The organism is Brevibacterium marinum, from assembly GCF_011927955.1.
Taxonomy (GTDB): domain Bacteria; phylum Actinomycetota; class Actinomycetes; order Actinomycetales; family Brevibacteriaceae; genus Brevibacterium; species Brevibacterium marinum.
Genome location: NZ_JAATJN010000001.1, coordinates 527,351 through 547,785 on the forward strand (window position 1 = coordinate 527,351; position 20,435 = coordinate 547,785).

The 20,435-nt window shown below is 65.7% G+C and carries 18 protein-coding genes and 1 pseudogene; 9 read left to right on the top strand and 10 right to left on the bottom strand.

The window, feature by feature from the left end:
* Window positions 1-68 precede the first annotated feature (68 nt).
* Entirely contained in the window at window positions 69-941 is an 873-nt protein-coding gene (locus BKA07_RS02280) for an SIS domain-containing protein (protein ID WP_167949474.1), read from the top strand.
* Window positions 942-1,107: 166 nt separating this feature from the next.
* Here BKA07_RS02280 and BKA07_RS02285 read toward each other — a convergent pair whose 3' ends face one another.
* The 3 genes from BKA07_RS02285 to BKA07_RS02295 all read right to left on the bottom strand — a co-directional run bounded on the left by BKA07_RS02285 (window position 1,108) and on the right by BKA07_RS02295 (window position 6,617).
* Entirely contained in the window at window positions 1,108-3,657 is a 2,550-nt protein-coding gene (locus BKA07_RS02285; RefSeq protein ID WP_342448969.1) for a GcvT family protein, read from the bottom strand.
* Window positions 3,658-3,759: 102 nt separating this feature from the next.
* Complete coding sequence (locus BKA07_RS02290; protein ID WP_167949475.1) at window positions 3,760-5,322, bottom strand: iron-sulfur cluster-binding domain-containing protein; 1,563 nt, start codon at window positions 5,320-5,322, stop codon at window positions 3,760-3,762.
* Window positions 5,319-6,617: an aromatic ring-hydroxylating oxygenase subunit alpha gene (locus BKA07_RS02295; protein WP_425339309.1), complete on the bottom strand. Its 1,299-nt coding sequence runs from the start codon at window positions 6,615-6,617 to the stop codon at window positions 5,319-5,321. Before BKA07_RS02295 ends, BKA07_RS02290 begins: the two co-directional genes overlap by 4 nt.
* 187 nt (window positions 6,618-6,804) lie before the next feature.
* Here BKA07_RS02295 and BKA07_RS02300 point away from each other — a divergent pair, with 187 nt between their 5' ends.
* Both BKA07_RS02300 and fdhA read left to right on the top strand, forming a co-directional pair.
* A complete protein-coding gene (locus tag BKA07_RS02300) occupies window positions 6,805-7,746 on the top strand; it encodes a LysR family transcriptional regulator (protein ID WP_167949477.1) in 942 nt (313 codons plus the stop codon).
* Between the two features lie 333 nt (window positions 7,747-8,079).
* Entirely contained in the window at window positions 8,080-9,294 is a 1,215-nt protein-coding gene (fdhA, locus tag BKA07_RS02305; RefSeq protein ID WP_167949478.1) for a formaldehyde dehydrogenase, glutathione-independent, read from the top strand.
* A gap of 240 nt (window positions 9,295-9,534) precedes the next feature.
* Here the strand turns inward: fdhA and BKA07_RS02310 are convergent, their stop codons facing one another.
* Window positions 9,535-10,749 carry a M20 metallopeptidase family protein gene (locus BKA07_RS02310; protein ID WP_209043837.1) on the bottom strand — a complete coding sequence of 405 codons (1,215 nt, stop codon included), beginning with the start codon at window positions 10,747-10,749 and terminating at the stop codon, window positions 9,535-9,537.
* 172 nt (window positions 10,750-10,921) lie between these two features.
* Between BKA07_RS02310 and BKA07_RS02315 the strand changes: the two genes are divergently transcribed.
* Complete coding sequence (locus BKA07_RS02315) at window positions 10,922-11,467, top strand: dihydrofolate reductase family protein (protein ID WP_167952774.1); 546 nt, start codon at window positions 10,922-10,924, stop codon at window positions 11,465-11,467.
* Between the two features lie 26 nt (window positions 11,468-11,493).
* On the opposite strand, the pseudogene BKA07_RS19875 reads toward BKA07_RS02315, so the two are convergent.
* Together BKA07_RS19875 and BKA07_RS02325 are read right to left on the bottom strand one after the other, a co-directional pair.
* Window positions 11,494-11,655 (bottom strand): annotated as a pseudogene (locus tag BKA07_RS19875) (winged helix-turn-helix transcriptional regulator); the annotation flags it as partial.
* Window positions 11,656-11,749: 94 nt separating this feature from the next.
* The gene (locus tag BKA07_RS02325; protein WP_167949479.1) at window positions 11,750-12,106 is read right to left on the bottom strand and encodes a VOC family protein; all 357 of its coding nucleotides are present in this window, start codon (window positions 12,104-12,106) and stop codon (window positions 11,750-11,752) included.
* A gap of 108 nt (window positions 12,107-12,214) precedes the next feature.
* Between BKA07_RS02325 and BKA07_RS02330 the strand changes: the two genes are divergently transcribed.
* From BKA07_RS02330 to BKA07_RS02350, 5 genes are all read left to right on the top strand, one after another.
* Window positions 12,215-13,036 carry a SurA N-terminal domain-containing protein gene (locus tag BKA07_RS02330; protein ID WP_245161803.1) on the top strand — a complete coding sequence of 274 codons (822 nt, stop codon included), beginning with the start codon at window positions 12,215-12,217 and terminating at the stop codon, window positions 13,034-13,036.
* Between the two features lie 270 nt (window positions 13,037-13,306).
* Window positions 13,307-14,680, top strand: a complete 1,374-nt coding sequence (locus BKA07_RS02335) for an L-lactate MFS transporter (protein WP_167949480.1) — start codon at window positions 13,307-13,309, stop codon at window positions 14,678-14,680.
* Window positions 14,681-14,698: 18 nt separating this feature from the next.
* Complete coding sequence (locus BKA07_RS02340) at window positions 14,699-14,869, top strand: hypothetical protein (protein ID WP_167949481.1); 171 nt, start codon at window positions 14,699-14,701, stop codon at window positions 14,867-14,869.
* A gap of 68 nt (window positions 14,870-14,937) precedes the next feature.
* Complete coding sequence (locus BKA07_RS02345) at window positions 14,938-15,669, top strand: TVP38/TMEM64 family protein (protein WP_167949482.1); 732 nt, start codon at window positions 14,938-14,940, stop codon at window positions 15,667-15,669.
* A gap of 110 nt (window positions 15,670-15,779) precedes the next feature.
* Window positions 15,780-16,400, top strand: a complete 621-nt coding sequence (locus BKA07_RS02350) for a YdhK family protein (RefSeq protein ID WP_167949483.1) — start codon at window positions 15,780-15,782, stop codon at window positions 16,398-16,400.
* A gap of 50 nt (window positions 16,401-16,450) precedes the next feature.
* Here the strand turns inward: BKA07_RS02350 and BKA07_RS02355 are convergent, their stop codons facing one another.
* The 4 genes from BKA07_RS02355 to BKA07_RS02370 form a co-directional block, all read right to left on the bottom strand.
* Window positions 16,451-17,227, bottom strand: a complete 777-nt coding sequence (locus BKA07_RS02355; protein WP_167949484.1) for an enoyl-CoA hydratase-related protein — start codon at window positions 17,225-17,227, stop codon at window positions 16,451-16,453.
* Window positions 17,228-17,309: 82 nt separating this feature from the next.
* Window positions 17,310-18,197, bottom strand: a complete 888-nt coding sequence (locus tag BKA07_RS02360) for a 3-hydroxyacyl-CoA dehydrogenase family protein (RefSeq protein WP_209043838.1) — start codon at window positions 18,195-18,197, stop codon at window positions 17,310-17,312.
* On the bottom strand, window positions 18,194-19,150 hold the full coding sequence (locus tag BKA07_RS02365) for an enoyl-CoA hydratase/isomerase family protein (protein ID WP_245161804.1): 957 nt from the start codon (window positions 19,148-19,150) through the stop codon (window positions 18,194-18,196). Before BKA07_RS02365 ends, BKA07_RS02360 begins: the two co-directional genes overlap by 4 nt.
* The gene (locus tag BKA07_RS02370) at window positions 19,147-20,313 is read right to left on the bottom strand and encodes a thiolase family protein (RefSeq protein WP_167949485.1); all 1,167 of its coding nucleotides are present in this window, start codon (window positions 20,311-20,313) and stop codon (window positions 19,147-19,149) included. Before BKA07_RS02370 ends, BKA07_RS02365 begins: the two co-directional genes overlap by 4 nt.
* Window positions 20,314-20,435: the final 122 nt, after the last annotated feature.

A 20,435-nucleotide genomic window follows, 5' to 3' on the forward strand; every position in this document is an offset into this window, starting at 1 on the left:
ACATTGAGTGTAGAAATTCCTTCACTAATTGTCAACGAGAAGATTTTCCTACATGACAGAATGGGGTCGTGACCTCTAAAGAGATGCCTGGCGATGCACGCCATGAGCCGTTGAGCCCGAGCGAGGAGAGAGTTGCCGATTTCGCACAACGCGACCCACTGCGTTTTGCCACGATTACGGCAGCCGAGATCGCTGACCAGACGATGACAAGCGACGCCACCGTCGCCAGGGCAGCTCGGAAGCTCGGACACGCCGGAATCCGAGAGTGGAAACGCCTCTGCGCCGAAAGCGTCGATCGAGCGATCGGTCTCGATTCCAACCTACGATCTCAGCTCTCGCGTTTGCCCGAACGAGACGAAGAGGGCGGACAGGCCATAGCGATCAAGCGGATCCTTTCGGCAACCGCACGATCCTTGGTGGATCTCGGGGACCAGCTCGACACGGACAGCTTCGCCGAGGTTGTCAGAACTATCTCAGCAGCCGGAAACGTAACGACCTTCGGCCTGGGCACCGGTTTTCATGCAGCCGAATACATGAGCCTCAGCCTCGAACGCACCGGTATACGCTCTCAAGCAATGACCGGAAGTGGCCACATGCTCGCTGATGTGTTTCCTCGCCTACGCCACGACGACGTCAGTGTCGTCGTCGCTCCTCGACTACTGACCCCCGATGTTCTTTGGCATGTGGAAGAATCTCTCAAGCGATGCCATGCGACTGTACTGGTCTCGTCGGCAGCTCCACCACATGACCTCGCGAAAGACTTACTGCACCTCTCGTTGCCCAGCGGAGAGGATGCATCGATGAATCGGATGATCTGCACCTTCGCTCTGATCGACGTGCTCGCCTATGAGCTCGCCCGACTTGCTCCAACTCGGGCAGTCGAGCGAAGCGCCGAAGTCCAGAAGATCCGCAACCGGGTGAACAGGTCACACCGGAAATAGCAGCCAATGTTGACTGAATAAGCCAACCCCGCCCCTATCGCGGTGAGTCCTGTCCCTAGAGTTCACGACAAGAGTTCACGACGAAACTCGGGTGTTCTGCCGAGGATCGTGAGGGCACATCCCCCATCGGCAGAACACCCGAGTTTTGCAAGCAACCTCCAGCCTCTTACCCCTTCAGTCGCGTCATCTCCGGGTCGAAGATCGGTTCGGCGGTGACGGTGGCCGGCAGTCTGCGCCCCAGGTATTCGATCTCGACGCCGTCGCCGACGCCAAGGGTGTTCGGTAGCCACGCGTAGGCGATGGTCGCTCCGATCGAGTACCCATAGGCCGCCGAGGTGACGTAGCCGTCGGCCTTGCCTGTGCCGTCATCTGCGCGAACTCCCCCGACGGAGCCGGTCACATACACCGGCTCACTGCCCAGCACGACGTCATCGCGCCGATCGAGCGTCAGGCATGTCAGCTTCGTCGTGGTCGCCGCGGCCCGGTCCGCGAGAGCAGCCTTTCCGCGAAAGTCGTCGGTCTTCGAGGCCTTGACCGCGAAGCCGAGGCCCGCCTGCACGGGCTCGTGCTCGCTTGTCATGTCGGAGCCGAACGAGCGGAACCCCTTCTCCAGGCGCAGCGAGTTGAACGCCTCGCGCCCCGCCGCGATGAGCCCGTAGTCCCGACCGGCTTCCCACAACACATCCCACAGGCGATGCCCCAGGTCAGCCGAGGTGTAGAGCTCCCAGCCCAGTTCACCGACATAGGACAGGCGCATCGCGGTGACCGGTATCCCGCCGATGGTGATCGGCTTGGTGCGGAAGTATTTGAGGCCGTCATTGCTGAGGTCGTCATCGCTGACCTGGCCGATCACCTCGCGTGCCAATGGCCCCCAGAGTCCGATGCAGCAGGTCCCCGGGGTCGTCTCCCGCACAGTGGCCCACTTGCTCGGATCCGCTTCACTCTGGTGTTTGGCGGCTCGGGTGATGGTGGCGAAGTCGATGTTCGAGTTCGCCCCCACTTGATATGTCTGCTCGTCGAGGATCGCGACCGTGATATCGCTGGTGATCCCTCCGGCATCGTCGAGCAGCAGGGTGTAGCTGACGGCTCCTGGCTTGCGCAGCATCGACGAGGTGGTCAGTCCGTGGAGCAGCTCGCCGGCGCCCGGGCCCTTGACCTCGAAACGCTTGAGCGCGGTCATGTCGTACATGGCGACGTTCGTCCGTGTCTTCCACGCCTCGACCGCCGCGATCGGGGAATGGAACATGTCCGCCCATTCGTCCCGCGCGGGTGCCTTCCATTCCTCCGGAAGTTCACCCAGCAGAGCGGCATTGGCTTCGTACCAGTGGGGGCGTTCCCACCCATTGGTCTCAAGGAAGAAGGCACCGAGGGCCTTCTGCTGCTCGTTGAATGGGCTGAGCCGCAGGTCACGGGGTGACACGCGTGGCTGCAGGGGGTGGATGACGTCGTAGATCTCGACGAAGTTCTGCTGCGAGGTCTCACTGACGTACTCGGGTGTCGTCAGCGCGTCCTCGAAGCGATTGAGGTCGATGCCGGACAGGTCGGTGTTCGAGCGACCGAGGGCGATGAGCTCGGCCACGGCCTTCGCGATTCCGGCACCATGGGTGACCCAGACCGCCTCTGCGACGAAGAATCCGTCGACCCCTCGGGACTGGCCCACGAGCGATCCGCCGTCGGGGGTGAAGGAGAAGATGCCGTTGAACCCGCGCTGGACCTGTGTCCGGCGCAGTTCGGGCAGCAGCTCCTGCGAGGCCTCCCACTCGCGGGCGAAGTCCTCGGGTGTGAACTCGAGGCTCGAGGGCATGATCTCGTCGGTGATCTCATCGGGCGAGTAGGTGCGCAGAGTATCGAGGTCGACGGGCATCGGCCGGTGTGCGTAGGAGCCGATGCCGATCCGCTCGCCCCATTCGCGGTAGTACAGGTCCTTGTCCTGGTAGCGCAGGATGGGTGCCGAGGCGCCTGCCGGCTGTTCGTTCTTGCCGGCGAGGCTGGGCACCTCGGTCGTCCACGCGAACTGGTGGCCCAGCGGCAGCAGGGGGATCGTGGTGCCGACCATCTCACCGATATTCGGCCCCCAGAACCCGGCGCAGGAGACGACGATGTCGGCTGGGAACCGGTCGTCTCCGGCCAGGACTGCGGTGACCTTGCCACCGGACTGTTCGATACCGGTCACGGTCGTCCGGTCGCGGAACTCGACGCCGGCGGCCCGGGCGCGGTCCATGACCAACTGGGTTCCTCGGGCGGCGAGCGCCAGCCCGTCGCCCGGGGTGAGCAGTCCGCCGAGGACCTTGTCGGGCGCCAGCATCGGGAACAGTCGCAGGCACTCCTGCGCATCGACGACCTCGGCGTCGACTCCCCAGGACCGGTTCCATCCGGCACGACGGTGCAGGTCCTGGAGCCGGTCCTCCTGGGTGGCGATCTCCAGGCCGCCGACGGGCACGAACGACCCGCGACCGTCGGGACCGGTCAGTGACGTCAGCTTCTCGATCGTGTACTGCGCGAACTCGGTCATCGACTTCGAGCCGTTGGAGGAGAAGACGAGGCCGGGTGCGTGCGAGGTCGATCCGCCTGGGATGGACAAGGGCCCCTGCTCGAGGACGAGGGTGTTGGTCCAGCCCAGCTGGGCGAGTTCGTCGGCGAGGTTGGCTCCGACGATGCCGGCTCCGATGATGACGACTCGGGGTGAGGAAGGTGCGGATGGTGAGGAAATCGGCACTGGGTACTCCTTTGTGTTGCAGTGAGAATCAGGGGTGGTGCGAAAGGTGTCACCGATGTGACGGTTGCGGGCGGCGCGGGCAGGGCACCCGGCGCGGGGCGATCAGGCGTCGATGACCAGGTCGCTCAACGCGGTCGAGCAGCAGGGCAGGAACTTCCCGGCGTCGATCTCCCGTGCGCGGATGCCGCCCTGATGGTTCATGTCGACGTCGCCGTCGAGCTTGACGACCTTGCAGGACCCGCACATGCCCTCCTGGCAGTTCGCGCCGATCTTCACTCCCGCACGGCGGGCGGCGTCGAGGACGAAGTCGTCCGAGGCGACCCGAACGTTGAGTCCGGTGCGCACGAACGCCATCGTGTGCTCGCCCTCGCCCACAGTAGCGAAGTTGGCCGGGTCGACGACCGCGGTTTCGTTATCCGACTCCGTCGCCGAGGTGACCGTCTCCCCCGCCGAGGCGGCCGCTGAGTCGATCTCGCTCCCGGCACCCACCTCGGCGTCCGAGCCGACACCTTCGACGATCACTTCGACTTCCGGTTCGACCGGAACCTCGGCCAGGGCGTCGACTGCTTCGACCGGGACGCCCGTGGCTTCGACGGGTCCCTCGGCGGTGTACTCGGGTTCGTACATCTCCAGGGCGGGCGGCTGCTGCTCGTAGTACTCCTCGGTCGAGGAGGCGATCTCCTCGGCGATCTCCCCGGCCAGCGCGACCTCCTCGGCGTATTCGGCGCGGGTCGCACGGTCGCCGGAGAAGAACTCCATGAACACCGAGGTGTCGTCGACGCCGACCTCTCGCAGGCAGTCGGTCGCGGTGTTGAGGTATCCCTCGGGGCCGCACGCGAAGACTTGGCGCCCGTTGGCGTCGGGGACGATCTCCTCGAGGAGCGCGGTGGAGAGTCTGCCTGCTCTCCCGGTCCAGGCAGGCGCGGTGCGGGGCGAGGCCTCCCCCGATTCCCGGTCACCCGGTTCCCCGTCCGCCTGTTCCCGGTCCGCCTGCGCTCGGTCTCCCAGCGTGTAGACGACCTCGATCCGGAAGTCGGCTCGGGCCAGGAAGTCCAGCTCCTCACTGAACGCGAAGCGGTCCGGCGCGGAGCCGTGATAGAGGAGGACGACGTCGGCCTGCCCCGGCAGGGAGTGGATCGTGCGCACCATCGACATGAGTGGGGTGATGCCCGCCCCGGCACCGAGCAGGAGGTAGCGGGCTCGACGGTCGTAGTCGGCGAGGTGGAACGCCCCCACCGGGCCCAGCATCTCGAGCACCGTGCCCGGCCTGATGGAATCATGCGCCCAGGTCGAGACGAGTCCCTTCGGGTCGCGTTTGATCGTGATGGAGAACGTCCACGGCTCCGTCGGCGCACTCGAGATCGAGTAGCTCCTCGACACCGGCTCGGCATTCTCCCCGTGCACGGGGAAGTCGATGTTGATGTACTGACCCGACCGGAACGCGAGCGGGGCGCCGTCCATCCTGCGGAAGACGAAGACCATCATGTCACCCGCCTCGGGGATGGTCTCGACGCATTCGGCAGTGAATTCCTGCGGATGCCAGGGTCCCAGCGCCGAGGCGGCACCGGCGGGTCCGACACCAGAGCTCAGCACCCGGTTCCATGGCATTTCGAGGCCCCGGACCCGCTGTGCCAGCGGAGTCTTCGGGTCATCGCCGCGCTTCATCCCACGTGCTCCCGCATCCGCTGGACGTACCAGTTGATGAAGGCCTCGACCTGGTATTCGCTCTTCATATAGGGCCCCTGCTCGTAGAAGGGACTCGTCGCTCCCTTTTGGCAGAGTTCGACGAAGTCCTTGTCCTGCAGATTCGTCTGCTTCCACGTGTGTGTCAGCGTCTCGAGGTCGTAGTCGACGCCTTCGACGGCATCGTCGGCGACGAGCCAGGTGGTCCGGACCTGAGTCTGGTGCGCGTTGATCGGGAGCACCGTGAAGGTCACGACATGGTCGCCGAGGAGATGGAACCAGCTGTTGGGCTGCAGATGCATCGAACAGCGACCCAAGCGGAAATCGGGAAGATCGCCGAGGAGCTTCTTCGACAGGCGCCTGCCATCGGCCGAGAACGACTCCCCCTGCCTGTCGAGGGATTCGCGTGAGATCCTGATCCCCGCGATGCGGGTGTCGAGTTCCTCGACGACTTCGTAGGGCAGCCCGTAGCGTCGGCACCGGTATTCCAGCGAAGCCTGGGCCTGCTGGTTGCGGTCCCAGACGTCCGCGAGATGGCGTGGGATCGTCTCATCGCTCAGGCCCCACGTCGGGAACAGGGCGCAGGCCAGCTCCGGGTGACCGTCGCAGTGGTAGCACTCACGGTTGTTCTCCATCACGAGTTTCCAGTTGGCTTCCTCGATGATGTTCTGCTGGTAGGCGACCTTGGTCTTCGCGAGTTCGTGCGGTGCGACGTAGGGAGCGAAGATCGCCGCCGTATCGTCGAAGTCGGTCGGGGGCTCGTCCGCCAGGCAGAGGAAGACGAGGCCGGCGACGATCTTCCCGTGCGCCTGTTTGAGCGAGTAACAGGCCTTGTCGAATTCCATCTCCCCCGGCGCCGAGGCGTGGATGAGCTGCCCATCGGGCGAGTACGTCCACGAGTGGTATCCGCAGACCAGGTTGCCCGTGGTGCCGCTGGCCTCGGTGAGGACGCGGGCACCGCGGTGGCGGCACACGTTGTGGAGGACGTTGACGCCTCCGTCGTCGGTGCGCAGGACGAGCAGGGAGTACGGGCCGTAGTCGAGGGTGACGTAGTCCCCGGGCTCCGGGATCTCCGCGACGCTGCAGGCGAAGACCCAGTTCTGACCGAAGATGGCCTGCATATCGAGGTTGAAGAGATGGTCATCGGTGTAGAACGGAGCCTCGAGGGAGAAGCCGGTGCGTCGCGTGTCGAGCAGTCGGCGGATCTCATCGAGCCTGTCTTCGCTGAAGCCGGCGGGGAAGCCCCTCTTCGTCGGCGCCAGATTCACTGCGGTCAATTCCATCTCCCTTGATGTCTGCTGCGTTGTCGCCTGCCGGTGCGGACGCCCTCGGCTCTCAACCGGTGCTCAGCGCCTCGATCCGTGCTGTCACAGCCACATTAGCGAGAACAACACTGCAGAAAAAGCGCGAGATTTCGGCGGGATCTGTGCGGAATCTACGTATGATCAAGGGCACAATAGTGCCATGATCGATCCGCGTCTCATCACGCTTCGGACCTTCGCCGCCTGCGGCACCGTCGCCGCCACGGCCGAGCTCACTGGCTACTCCCCTTCGGCCGTATCCGGGCAGCTGCGCGAACTCCAGCACTCATTGGGCATGACCCTCCTCGTCAAGGACGGAAGGGGACTGCGGCTGACCTCGAGCGGACGGTATCTGGTGCGTCGCACGGACGCTCTCATGGCCGAGTGGGAGGACATTCGCGCCTCGTCGCTGACCGCGGGCGATCAGGCTCCGTCCCAGTTCGGCATCGGGGGATTCTCCACGGCTTCGTCGAACCTCCTCGCACCGCTGGCCGCGAAGCTGCGCGGCGCCCACACCGACGTCGGCGTCCACGTCATCGAAGCGAGTCCCTCTCGCTGCTTCGAGCTCCTCGTCGCCGAACGCATCGATCTGGCCGTGGTCGTCGCGATGCAGGGTGAGGTCCAGGTCGAGGAGGATCCGCGCTTCGAGAAGATCGATCTGCTCGACGATCCGCTCGACGTCATGGTTCCCTCCGACCACGAGCTGGCCGAACGGGATTCGGTCTCGCTCGCCGAGCTCGCCGGTGAGGAATGGATCAGCGCCGGGCCGGGCTCGCCCTATCACGCTCTCTTCGTCGCGGCCTTCACCGCCGCCGGCGTCACCCCGACCGTCTCGCACGAGACCATCGAGTGGGAGACCTCGGCGGCGCTTGTCGGCGCCGGTGTCGGGGTCAGCCTCATCCCCCGCCTGGCGAGCTCGCTGGGCGAGGCCAATGCCACCCGGGTCAGACTGAGCGGCTCCGGGCGTCTGAGCCGGAAGATCATCGCCGCGGTCCGGGCCGGCAGCAGCGAATCGCCGCTCATCCGGGAATCCCTTGCGCACCTGCATACGACGGCACGGCACATTCTGTCGACCCGCCTCGGAGAGGCTCCGACGGCTGGGTGATGGGCGACGTGGCGAGCGGCGCGAGGGCGGCGTGACGAGCGGTGCGACGGCGGTATGACGGGCGACGTCAGAGCGATGTGGCGGGCGACGTGACGGCGGTATGACGAGCGGCGTGACGGGCGACGTGACGGGCGAAGCGACGGACGGTCTCAGGGGTCGGGACTCGCGCTCTTGACAGAACTCTCCACCGACGGCGAGACTGCTCTCAAGTCTGATCACAGACTGATATTTCAGGAACCGGCGGCGCTTTCTGATCACTGTTCGCCCACCGATCACAGCCCAACGGCGCTTCCTGGAGACCAACAGCGGTGCGATGAGAATGGAGACTCAACGATGAGCAACAAGGCAATCAGCTACGCAGGCCCGGGAGAAGTCAGCGTGGTCGACACCGAATATCCCGAGTTCGTCCTCAAGGACGGACCCGGCGTGCATCCGGCCAATGTGGGCCGCAAGGTCGAGCACGGCGTCATCCTCAAGACCGTGGCCACCAACATCTGCGGCTCGGATCAGCACATGGTCCGCGGTCGCACCACCGCCCCGGAAGGCCTCGTCCTCGGCCACGAGATCACCGGTGAGGTCGTCGAAATCGGCCGTGACGTCGAATTCGTCAAGGTCGGCGACCTCGTCTCCGTGCCGTTCAACATCTCCTGCGGTCGCTGCCGGAACTGCATCGAACGCCAGACCGGCATCTGCCTCAACGTCAACCCCGATCGCCCGGGTTCGGCCTACGGCTATGTCGACATGGGTGGATGGGTCGGCGGGCAGGCCGAGTACGTCCTCGTTCCCTACGCCGACTGGAATGTGCTGAAGTTCCCGGACAAGGACCAGGCGATGGAGAAGATCCTCGATCTGGCCATGCTCTCCGACATCTTCCCCACCGGCTTCCACGGTGCGGTCGGCGCCGGGGTCACGATCGGTTCGACCGTCTACGTCGCCGGTGCGGGGCCGGTCGGGATCGCAGCGGCCACCTCGGCGCAGCTGCTCGGGGCTTCCGTCGTCATCGTCGGCGACCTCAACGAGGACCGGCTCGCGCAGGCACGCGGCTTCGGGTGTGAGACCGTCGACGTGTCCAAGGGCGACCCGAAAGATCAGATCGAGCAGATCCTCGGCACTCCCGAGGTCGACTGCGGCATCGACGCCGTCGGCTTCGAGGCTCGCGGCCACGGCAAGGAGGCCGCCACCGAGGCTCCGGCCACCGTGCTCAACTCGCTCATGGACATCACCCGCGCCGGCGGCAGCCTGGGCATCCCGGGACTCTACGTCACCGGGGACCCGGGTGCAGCAGATGAGGCCGCCCAGCAGGGATCTCTGTCGATGCGCTTCGGCCTCGGCTTCGCGAAGTCCCACGTCTTCGTCACCGGCCAGTGCCCGGTCATGAAGTACAACCGCGGCCTGATGCACGCCATTCTCAACGACAAGGTCTCGATCGCGAAAAACGTCAACGCCACCCCGATCGCGCTCGAGGATGCCCCTCAGGGCTACGCCGACTTCGATTCGGGTGTCGCGAAGAAGTTCGTCCTCGACCCCCACGGCATGATCAGGGCCTGAGGAAAGCCTGAGCTGAACCAAGCCAGGCTAGAGGCTCCCTTTCACTGATTAACGGGTGGAGTGCCGAGACACGCATGTGCGCATATGTGTCTCGGCATTCCGCCCGTTAATCGATTTCGCGCGCCATCGACAGCCCGCATCTCGACGCTCAACCCGGCTCTCGATGTCAGCTGGGCGTCAGCAGCCCGGCTCTCGATGTCACCTGGGCTGCGGGTGCGCCCCAGCTGCGCCGTCCCAGTCTCAGATCTGTTCGTCTGCCAGGCGCGCGAACGCCAGGTGGGCCAGGGCGGCGGCCTGGTCGCCGAGGAGTCCGTCGTCGAAGACCACCCTGGGCGAATGGTTGGTCTCCGCCTCCGGGTCGACACCCTCGGGCGTGGCTCCAAGGAACACGAAGGTGCCCGGCACCTTCTCGAGCACATAGGAGAAGTCCTCCGAACCCATGCGCGGCGCCGCCATCTCCTCGACATGCTCGGTGCCGAAGATCTCGCCGAGGCGGTCGATGACCATGCGTGTCTCGGCGGGGTTGTTCACGGTCACGGGGAACCCGAGCCGGAAGTCCACCTCGGCGGTGCACCGGTGTGCCCGGGCGATGTTCTCCGCGATCTCGGGCACGCGCTCCTGCAGCAGTGCGATCGAGTCGGCGGAGAGGTAGCGGATCGAGGCGGTCAGCTTCGCCGTATCCGGGATGATGTTGCTGGCCTGTGAGCCTTCGAGCTGGGTCACGGAGACGACGACGGGGTCGAAGATGTCGAACGACCGGGTCGTCATCGTGTTCAGGGCGAGCGCGATCTCCGCGACTGCGGGCACCGGGTCGCGGGTGGCCTGCGGCTGCGAGCTGTGGCCGCCCGCGCCGTGGACGGTCAGGTTGAGGTCGGCGAATCCGGCCATGAGCGGACCGCCCTTGGTGGTGAACCTCCCGCGCTCGTCGGCTTCGACATGGATTCCGTAAGCCGCAACGAGCGGCACTCCCGCGGCCTCGAGGACTCCCTCGGCGATCATCGGCTCGGCACCGCCCTCGACCTCCTCGGCGGGTTGGAACATGAACACGACCGAACCGGGCATTTCCTCCCGGTGCGCGGCGAGCAGGCGGGCGGCTCCGACAAGACCGGCGGTGTGCATATCGTGGCCGCAGGCGTGCATGTTTCCGTTCGTCGAGGCGAAGTCGAGGCCGGTGTCCTCGACCACGGGCAGGGCATCCATGTCCCCGCGCAGCAGAACTGCGGGCCCGGGTCGCCCGCCCTTGAGCACGGCGACGATCGAGGTCAGCGACTCCCCGGTGGTGATTTCGAGTCCGAGACCTTCGAGTTCGGCCAGAACGGTCGTCTGGGTGAAGGGCAGCTGGCAGCCGAGCTCGGGGTTGGCGTGCAGGGTTCGGCGCAGGGAGATGAGATCGCCGAGGTGGTGCTGAGCTTCGGTGCGGAAATCGGGGACAGCGGCGGCAGATGATGTGGACATGGACACGGTTCTCCTTCGGGCCGAACGGACTCTGCGACCGACTCTACTGAGAAAGCCGCGGCCGTGCCCGAGAAGCTGCGGCCCTGCCCGAGGTTTCACACCGGACCATGGACCCCGGACTCCGCTGCGCGTACCGTAGTCGGTGACACCGGAACTCAACGAGGAGAACGCCGTGCGCATCATCATCACCCAGAACATGACCCTCGACGGTCGAGTCGAGATGCTCGACGACTGGTTCGATCCGCAGGCTCAGGACGAGGAGCTCAGTGCCGAACTCATGCGGCAGTCGGCCGACGAGGAGGTGCTGCTGCTCGGACGGCAGACATTTGAGGACTTCCGCGGCTACTGGCCGCTGCAGACGGGTGACACCACCGGCGTCGCCGCTCATCTCAATCAGATCGACAAACGCGTCGTCTCGGCAACCTTGACCGAGCCGGAGTGGGAGAACACGAGCATCATCAGCGGCGATCCCGTCGAAGCCGTCGCCGCTGTGCGCGAAGAGCCCGGGCGCGACGTCATCGTCACCGGCAGCATCACCCTGGCACATGCACTCATCACCGCCGAGGTGATCGATGAGTTCCGGATGTTCACCTATCCCGTGTGGCAGGGCCGCGGCCGGCATTTCTTCCCCGATGACGCCCGCCCACGACTGCGGCTGCTTGACTCGAAGTCCTTCCCCAGCGGGGTCGTCTACTCGGCCTATGCGTCTGAGAGCTGAGAGTTGAGAGCTGATAGGAAGTCGACTCAGACCTCAGCCGCCACCTGGCGCTCCTGTGCGTGGCGGTCCGTGCTTCCCGACTGGCCAGCGTCCATCGCTTGGTGAACCCGTGCGAATCCCTTTCCCCACTCGTTCATCCCCTCGACGATGGGGGCGAGGCTGCGTCCTGAGTCCGTCAGTGAGTACTCGACGCGGGGTCCTCGACCGCCTCGACGGTTTGAGCGTGGACGCCGCCATTCCCTATCGGCCGCTCACATGACACTCGCCGGAGCGAGCGACCCATCAGGCGGTGCCGAACATGACCTCGCGGCCGTCGGGGTCTTGGACTGTGACGACAACGTCATCGACGTCGATCAGCGGTGCGCCGACACTTCTCACATCCTCGAGGAAGGCTCGCTGATCTTCGATGCGGAAGTACAGGTGAGTGAGGTTCGACTCCGGATTCGGCGGGAAGCTGTAATCGGCGAAGGCCTGCGCATCGTGGAGGGCGATCTGGATTCCGTCGACATCGAGCACGTAGTAGCTGTATTCCTCGCTGCCGGCCTCGTCGAGCGGCAAGCCCGCCAGATCCCGATAGAAGGCCGCGGTCCTTGCGCTGTCCTGACATGTCAGGAAGACTCCTCTGAACCGTGCAGTCATGATCGGACTCCTTCGCCTCGTGAGTCTTCTCAGTGTCCCTGGCTTGCCAAGAGACGGTCAAGGTCTGCTCAGACTTCAAGGACATCGGCCTGTTAGCGTGACGGGCTGATGCCGAAAGCAGGAGTGAGTGTGCAGAAGAGCAAATGGCTGTTGGGCCTCGTCGTCGCGACAGCAGTGGGATCATTGGCAGCTTGCGGCTCTGCCGAGGAAGAGCCGCAAGCCGAACAGACATCCGCCTCGGCGCAGCAGGAGGCCGGAAGCGACGCATCCGGCCAAGGCCAGGGTCAAGGTCAGGATGGAAAGCCGAACACGGACGGCATTCCTGACGTCGTCGCCGAGGTCAATGGTGAGAAGATCACGAAGGACGACTTCGTCCCGCTCTACGAGACCCAGTACCAGCAGATGCAGATGCAGTCGCAGCAGTCCGGTCAGCAGGTCGACGAGAAGAAGCTCAAGGACCAGACGGCCGAGAACCTCGTGAGCACCGAGCTGCTCAGCCAGAAGGCGGACGACCACGGTGTCAAGGTCTCCGACAAGGACATCGACAAGGCTCTCGAGGAATCCGCCAAGTCGAGCCAGATGAGCAAGAAGGACTTCCTCGCGGCCATGAAGAAGCAGGGGATGGACGAGAAGAAGGTCCACGCCGAGCTCAAGACTCAGCTGAAGATCGAGGACCTCATCGAAGACGTCTCCGGCCCCTTCAAGGCCAGCGATGAAGAGATCGGCCAGGCCTACCAGCAGGCGAAGACCCAGCAGGAGCAGATGGGACAGCAGGGTGGCCAGCAGGGCGGTCAGCAGTCCCAGGTTCCGCCGCTCGAGGAGATGCGCCCGCAGCTCGAGAAGCAGGTCAAGAGCCAGAAGTCCACCGAGGCGACTCAGAAGTACGCCGGCAAACTGCGCGACAAGGCCGACGTCACGATCAACCTCTGACCGGCGGGGCTCGCCTCACACAAGGCTCGGCTCTCACATGGCTCGGCCTTCCACCTGGCCGGGCCTCCCGCACAGTCCGCTGCGAAGCCGTGCGGGCCTGCTGCAGCAGACCTGTGTCTCAGACTTGGGGAAATTCTGAGAATACCTCGCGAAATCCTTGCGTGCGCTCTAGTGTGTAGGGGAACAGAAGCGTGTCGTGACACGTTCGTCCTCACAGCACGTATGGCCGATGACGGTCACACGTCGAGCACACCAATCTAAGGATCCTCAATGGCTTCCGTCCTCACTCGGTCGGCGATCGTCGCACCGAAGAACTTCAACCGGTGGCTGATCCCGCCGGCCGCCCTGGCAATCCATCTGTGCATCGGGCAGGTCTACGCATTCAGCGTGTTCAAGATCCCGTTCATGACGCACTTCGACGCCGGCGAGGTCTCGATCGGCTGGATCTTCTCGATCGCGATCCTCATGCTCGGCATCTCCTCCGCCGTCTTCGGGCCCTGGGTGGAGAAGAACGGCCCACGGGCATCGATGGTCGCCGCGGGCACCTGCTGGGTGGTCGGCTTCTTCATCGCCTCCCTGGGAATCATGACCGGCCAGCTCTGGCTGGTCTACCTCGGCTACGGCGTCATCGGGGGCATCGGTCTGGGCATCGGCTACATCTCTCCCGTCTCGACGCTGATGAAGTGGTTCCCCGACCGCCCTGGGCTGGCCACCGGTCTGGCCATCATGGGCTTCGGCGGCGGCGCACTCATCGCCAGCCCGATGTCGAACCAGCTGATGAGCCTCTACGGCGGCGGCACGGAGCCGGAGAATCTCGTCGCCGGCCTGACACCGACATTCGTCACCCTCGGCATCGTCTACGCCGTCGTCATCGCCGCGGGCGCCTTCGTCATCAGGGTGCCTCACCCCGAGTGGAAGCCGAAGGGCTTCGACCCGGCGAAGTCGACGACCAAGTCGTTGCAGACGAAGGGCAATGTCTCCGTCCGCAACGCCATCCGCACCCCGCAGTTCTGGTTCCTGTGGGTCGTCCTCTTCCTCAACGTCACCGCGGGAATCGGCATTCTGGAGAACGCCGCGCCGATGATCCAGGCCTACTTCGGCATCACCGCCGCGGCCGCGGCCGGATTCGTCGGACTGCTCTCGATCGGCAACATGGCCGGACGCTTCGTCTGGTCGACGACCTCGGACTACCTCGGCCGCAAGAACAACTACATGCTCTACCTCGGCGTCGGGCTGCTGCTCTATCTGGTCGTGGCGCTCTTCGGGGGAAGCTCCCTCATCCTCTTCATCCTCGCCACACTCGTCATCATCTCCTTCTACGGCGGCGGCTTCTCCACCGTCCCGGCCTACCTCAAGGACCTCTTCGGCGTCTACCAGGTGGGAGCCATCCATGGTGCGCTGCTGACCGCCTGGTCTGCTGCCGGTGTCGCCGGACCGCTCATCGTCAACTCCGTCGTCGAGGCGGGCGAGAAGGCAGGCAAGACCGGGCCCGAGCTCTACACCCCGGGCATGTACATCATGGTCGGCGCACTGGCCGTCGGCTTCGTCGCCAACGCCCTCATCCGCCCGGTCAACGAGAAGTTCTTCGAACGCGAAGAGACCGTCAGGGCCGAACAGGCAGCATCCCTCGAAGGCAACGACTGAAGGACACGGAAGACCATCATGAGCAACGCCACTCCGACAGCACACATCCCGCCCGAAGGCTCACCGCAGTCACCCGTCGGCGGCACCTACAAGACGGTCGGCTCGGCCCTGACGGTCGTCGTGGTCGGCGGCCTCGTCTGGGGCCTGACCCTGACCGTGATCAAGGCCGTCGCGATCTTCACCAGCTGAGGGCCCCTGCCCCGCTGAGACGGCGGCACGGTCCAACGTCACTTCGCTCCGACACGTAGGATCGAGCCATGACGAATGCCGAGGGCGCCGTGCCTCACAGGAGGGCTCACAGCGAATCCCGTGTGCCCTGGGGAGCTGTCCTGCGCAATGTGGCTCTGGCATTGGCCGTGCTTGCCGGACTGTGGCTGGCATTCAACGTCCATCTGCCCTCGCTCGACGGGATTCAGAATCAGATCGCCGAGGCGGGCTTCTGGGGCTTCGGCATCTTCATCCTTCTCTACGCGGTCGTCGCGGCCACCCCGATTCCGGTCACCATCATGGCAGTCGCCGGCGGACTCGCGTTCGGCTTGGTGTTCGGCACCGTTCTGTCGATGATCGGCGTGGTGGCGGGCTGCTTCGGCGGCTACTGGATCTCCCGGGGCCTGGGGCGCGAAACCGTTATGAGACTGCTGGGCTCTCACGCGGAAGCGGTCGAGTCGCGACTGACCGATGGCGGCTTCTACGCGGTCTGCACCCTGCGTCTCATGCCCGGATTCCCCTACTGGCCGGTGAACTACGGCAGCGGGGCACTGGGCATCAGGAGCCGCACATTCCTCATCGCCACCGTCGTCTCTGCCCTGCCAGGGCAGCTCTCCCTGGTCGCTGTCGGGGCCTTCATCGGACATCCCGGAATCATCAACGGCACTGCCGTCGCCATTTCGTGGGCACTCGTCATCGTATTGACGATCCTCACGTTCCGCCGGTGGAAGTCCACCCGGAAGGGCTCTGCGGAATCCGCCGACGAGGACGACCCGCAGTGATCTTGTCCCGTTGACTGGACTACCCCCTAAGGGTATATCGTCGGCATCGGCTGCAATTCGCAGTAGGCAGCCATCAGAGCCTTGTGAGCGGGCAGAGCGAAGGAGAGCTTTTGACGACATCCACAGTCTTCGCGACGGCAGCGGTGATCGCCGCAGCAGCACTGACGTTGACCGGCTGCGCCGGCCCCGCCGAGGACGAATCGGCCCAGCCTTCACAGAATCAGACGCAGAGCGCGTCGTCCTCCGGCGAGAGTGGGTCGTCCTCCGGTGAGAGTGCGTCGTCCTCCGGCGGAGGCCACGAGCACGCCTCCGACGGCGGCCAGCCGCCGGAGGGCATCGAGAAGGCCTCCGACCCGAAGTTCGCGGTCGGCGACGATGTCGTCCTCTCCGCCGACCACATGCCGGGGATGAAGGGGGCGGATGCGACGATCACGGGCGCGTTCGACACCACCGCCTATGCGGTCAGCTACACCCCGACCGACGGCGGTGACCCGGTGAAGAACCACAAGTGGGTCGTCCACGAAGAACTCGACGACCCGGGCAGCGCCCCGCTCAAGGATGGCACGAAGGTGACCCTCGAAGCCGAGCACATGCCCGGAATGAAAGGCGCGAAGGCGACGATCGACGGCTCCACCGATGAGACCGTCTACATGGTCGACGTCGACACGGGTGACATGACGATGACCAACCACAAGTGGGTCGTCGAAGACGAAGCCCAACCGGCGAAATGACCCCAGTCCGGCCTGCGAAATGATCTCAGTCCGGCCGAAGAGCTCTCAGCTCAGTCGAACTGCGGTGCCCGCCGCTCCTGGAAAGCTGTGAACCCTTCGGCATAGTCCGGGGTCTGGCGCGCGGTCTCCTGCAGGTTGGCCTCCTCGGCGAGCACCTGCGCGAGCGTCGGCCGGTCGTCGGCGAGCTTCTGGACGAAGCCCTTCTCCATCGCGAAGGCCTCGGCCGGACCGGACACGATCGTGGCGAGCTTCGACTCGACGAACTCGGACAGCTCCCCGGCCGGGACCGAGCGGGAGACGATGCCCGCATCGGCCGCCTCGGCGCCGGTCATGAAGTCACCGGTGATGATGAGGTCCATCGTCCGGTGATAGCCCACCCGGTCGAGGAACACGTGGTGCGCGCCCGAGTCGAGCATCGCGCCGATCGCGGCGAAGGGCGAGCCGAACTTCGCGTTCTCGGCTGCGAAGATGATGTCGGCAGCCGCCGCGACCCCGAAGCCCAGCCCCAGGGCGGCACCCTGAACCTGTGAGATCACGGGGATCGGCAGGGCGCGGATGGACTGGAAGACGGGTGTGAAGGCTTCGGCGAGGAACGCGTGCGCGTCATCGGTTTCGACGTCGACGGCCGAGATGTCGCGACCGGAGCTGAAGACCTTGCCCTCTCCCCTGATCAGGAGCGCCCGCACGTTCGGGACCGCCTCGGCGACCTTGGCCACCGCTGCCGCGAGGTCACGGAGGTTGTCGGCGTCCAGGGCGTTGCGGGAATCGGGGCCGTCGAGGACTATCTCTGCGATGTTCCCCCGGTTGGACAGTCGGATCTCGGTCACGTGTGCTCCTTTGCAGATGACGGTGGTGCAGCTGACGGTGCTGCAGGTGTCGATGAGGCAAGCGGGCTTGATGCCCGCCTGGTCACCAAGTATAGAATCCCTGGCCGGATTTTCGACCCAACTGGCCCGCGGCGACCTTGTCCTTGAGCAGCTGCGGCGGTGCGAACCTCGGCCCCAGCTCCGCTTCGAGGTGCTCGGCGATGCCGAGGCGGACGTCGAGGCCGACGATGTCCGTGGTCTGCAGCGGTCCGGCTGGGTGCCGGTAGCCCAGCGTCATCGCCTTGTCGATGTCCTCGGGGATCGCGACCTCGTCCTCGACCATCCGCATCGCTTCGAGAGCCAGTGCCACGCCGAGGCGGCTGGAGGCGAATCCCGGTGAGTCCCTGACCGTGATCGCCGTTTTGCCCAGCCCGGTCACCCATGACTTCGCGACGTCGACGAGTTCGGGCCGGGTGTGGGTGCCGACGACGACCTCGACGAGCTCGCTGACGGGCACGGGATTGAAGAAGTGGAGCCCGATGAGTGCCTGGGGCCTGGGCAGTGCGGCGGCGAGCTCATCGATCGAGAGTGCACTGGTGTTCGTGGCGATGCTCGCGGCCGGGGCGTGCTTCGCAATGGCGGCGAGGATCTCCTGCTTGAGTTCGACGATCTCCGGAACGGCTTCGACGACGAGAAGCGCCTGGTCGAGCAAGGTGGGGTCGCGCACGACCTCAACTGTGCCGGTGACTTCGAGGCCCTTGGACTTCGATTTCTCGATCGAGGCGTCGACGCGCTCCCTGGCGGCGGCCACGGTCTCATCGGTGTTCTCGATGATGATGACGCGGGCTCCGGCGCTGGCGAAGGCGTGGGCGATTCCTGCCCCCATCCGCCCGCCGCCGTAGACTCCGACGGCCTCTGGGACCTGCACGGCGGCCCCTCCCTCATCGGCGGTGTGCACGGCGTCCGGTTCGTGTGCCCTCTGCTCGCTCATTCGGCGCTGCCTCTCTCCTCGTCCCGGGAAACGTCCTGGACTGCCCGCGGATCGGCCTGCTCATGTCGCGGATCGGCCTGCTGGTATCGCGGATCGGCCTGCTGATCCATGGCCTCGGTCGCCACGGACTCGGCCTTCGCCCGCTTCTTGTCTTCCCGTTTGGCGAGAAACGCGTCCATTCGGGCGTACTTCTCCTCGGTCTCGAACAGCACGGCCTGGGCCAGGTTGTCGATGAGCGGATGTGCTTCCCGCGGAGCGTGGAACGCCGACTTCGACAGCCTCACGGCCAGGGGAGCATAGCTCGCGATCCGGTCGGCAAGCGCCCGACCTGCGAGTTCGAGATCCTCGGGGTCGACGACATCGTTCAGCAGACCGATCGATTTGGCCTCGTCGGCCTGAAGGGTGCGCCCGGCAAGCAGGATCTCCTTGGCTCTCGGCTCTCCGACGAGTTCGCGCAGACGCCAGGCCGCGCCGGCGGCGGCGAGGATCCCGAGACCCGCTTCCGGGTTTCCGATCTTCGTCGCCGGCGTTCCGATGCGGAAGTCGCATGCGAAGGCGAGCTCCGCTCCCCCGCCCAGGGCGAAGCCTTCGACGAGGGCGATCGTGGGCATCGGCAGTTCCTGGAGGCGGGTGAAGACCTTGGAGTTGATGCCGGCCAGGGCTTCTTCGCGGCCGCGATCGCGCAGCTGACCGATATCGGCCCCTGCGGCGAAGACGCCGTTCGAGCCGGTGAGGATCGCGACCTTCGTGTCCGCCTCGAGCTCGGCGCACACTTCGTGGAGGGCATCGGCCATGGACTGGTCGATGGCGTTGCGCACCTCGGGCCGGTTGAGCCGGATGATCACGCGGTCGTCGAAGCGCTCGATCAGGAGCGGGGTGTTCCGGCCGCCGGCCGTGCTGTCCGCTGCCCCGGACGTGCTGTCCGCTGCGCCCTCGGCGCCGCCCGCGCTCATACCCGCTCCAACAGCAGTGCCGAACCCTGGCCGACGCCGACGCACATCGTCGCCAGTCCGCGCTTCGCGTCGGCCTGTTCGAGGCGGTTGAGCAGGGTCAGGGTGATGCGTGCGCCCGAGCAGCCCAAGGGGTGGCCCAACGCGATCGCCCCGCCGAAGGAATTCACGGTCTCCGGGGCGAGGCCCAGGTCGCCGATGCAGGCGAGGGACTGGGAGGCGAAGGCCTCGTTGAGCTCGACGGCCTCAAGGTCGCCGACGCCCCAGCCGACGCGGTCGAGGACCTTGCGGGTGGCCGGGACGGGCCCGATGCCCATGATCTCCGGAGAGATACCGGCGCTGGCACCGCTGACGACGCGGGCCCGCGGATCGAGACCGTGCTTCTGGGCGTAGCGTTCGCTGACCAGGACGACTACGGCGGCACCGTCGTTGAGAGACGAAGAATTGCCGGCGGTGATCACACCACCGGGTCCGTGGATCGCGCGCAGCTTCGCGAGCTTCTCCGGGGTGGTATCCGCCCGCGGTCCCTCATCGGCCGCGACATCCCCGATGGGCAGGATCTCGGGGTCGAATTTGCCCGCCTCCTGTGCGGCGAGTGCCTTCTGGTGGGAGGCATAGGCGAAGTCGTCGAGCTCCTCGCGCCCCAGCTTCCACTGCTCGGCCACTCGCTCAGCGGTCTGCGGCATCGACAGCGTCGTGTCCTCACCGAAGGCCGGGTTGGTGAAGCGCCACCCGATGGAGGTGTCCCAGGACCTGCCGGGCTTCGACCAGGCGCGGGAGGGCTTCTCGGTCACCCAGGGGGCCCGGGTCATCGATTCGACACCGCCGGCGACGACCACCTCGGCGTCTCCGGCCGCGATCATCTGCCGGGCGTTCGTGATCGCGGTCATCCCCGAGGCGCACAGGCGGTTGACGGTGAAGGCCGGAACGGACTCGGGCAGACCCGCCAGCAGCACGGCCATGCGGGCGACGTTGCGGTTGTCCTCTCCGGCCTGGTTCGCCGATCCGAGGATCACCTCGTCGATGTCGGTCGGGTCGATCCCGGACCGGCCGACAACGGTCTTCAGCGTCCTCGCGACGAGGTCATCGGGGCGCTGATCAGCCAGGACTCCGCCGTAGCGGCCGATGGGTGTGCGCAGTCCGTCCAGGACGAATGCCTCGGGCATGGGTCTCCTCAGTAGTGGTGTGCAGGGTGGCGCCGGCAATTCTCAAGGGTATCGACTCAACGCTTCAGACGCTCGCGAGGCCCGCTCGGGAGACCCGCACTCGGAAGTCCCGCACTCGGGAG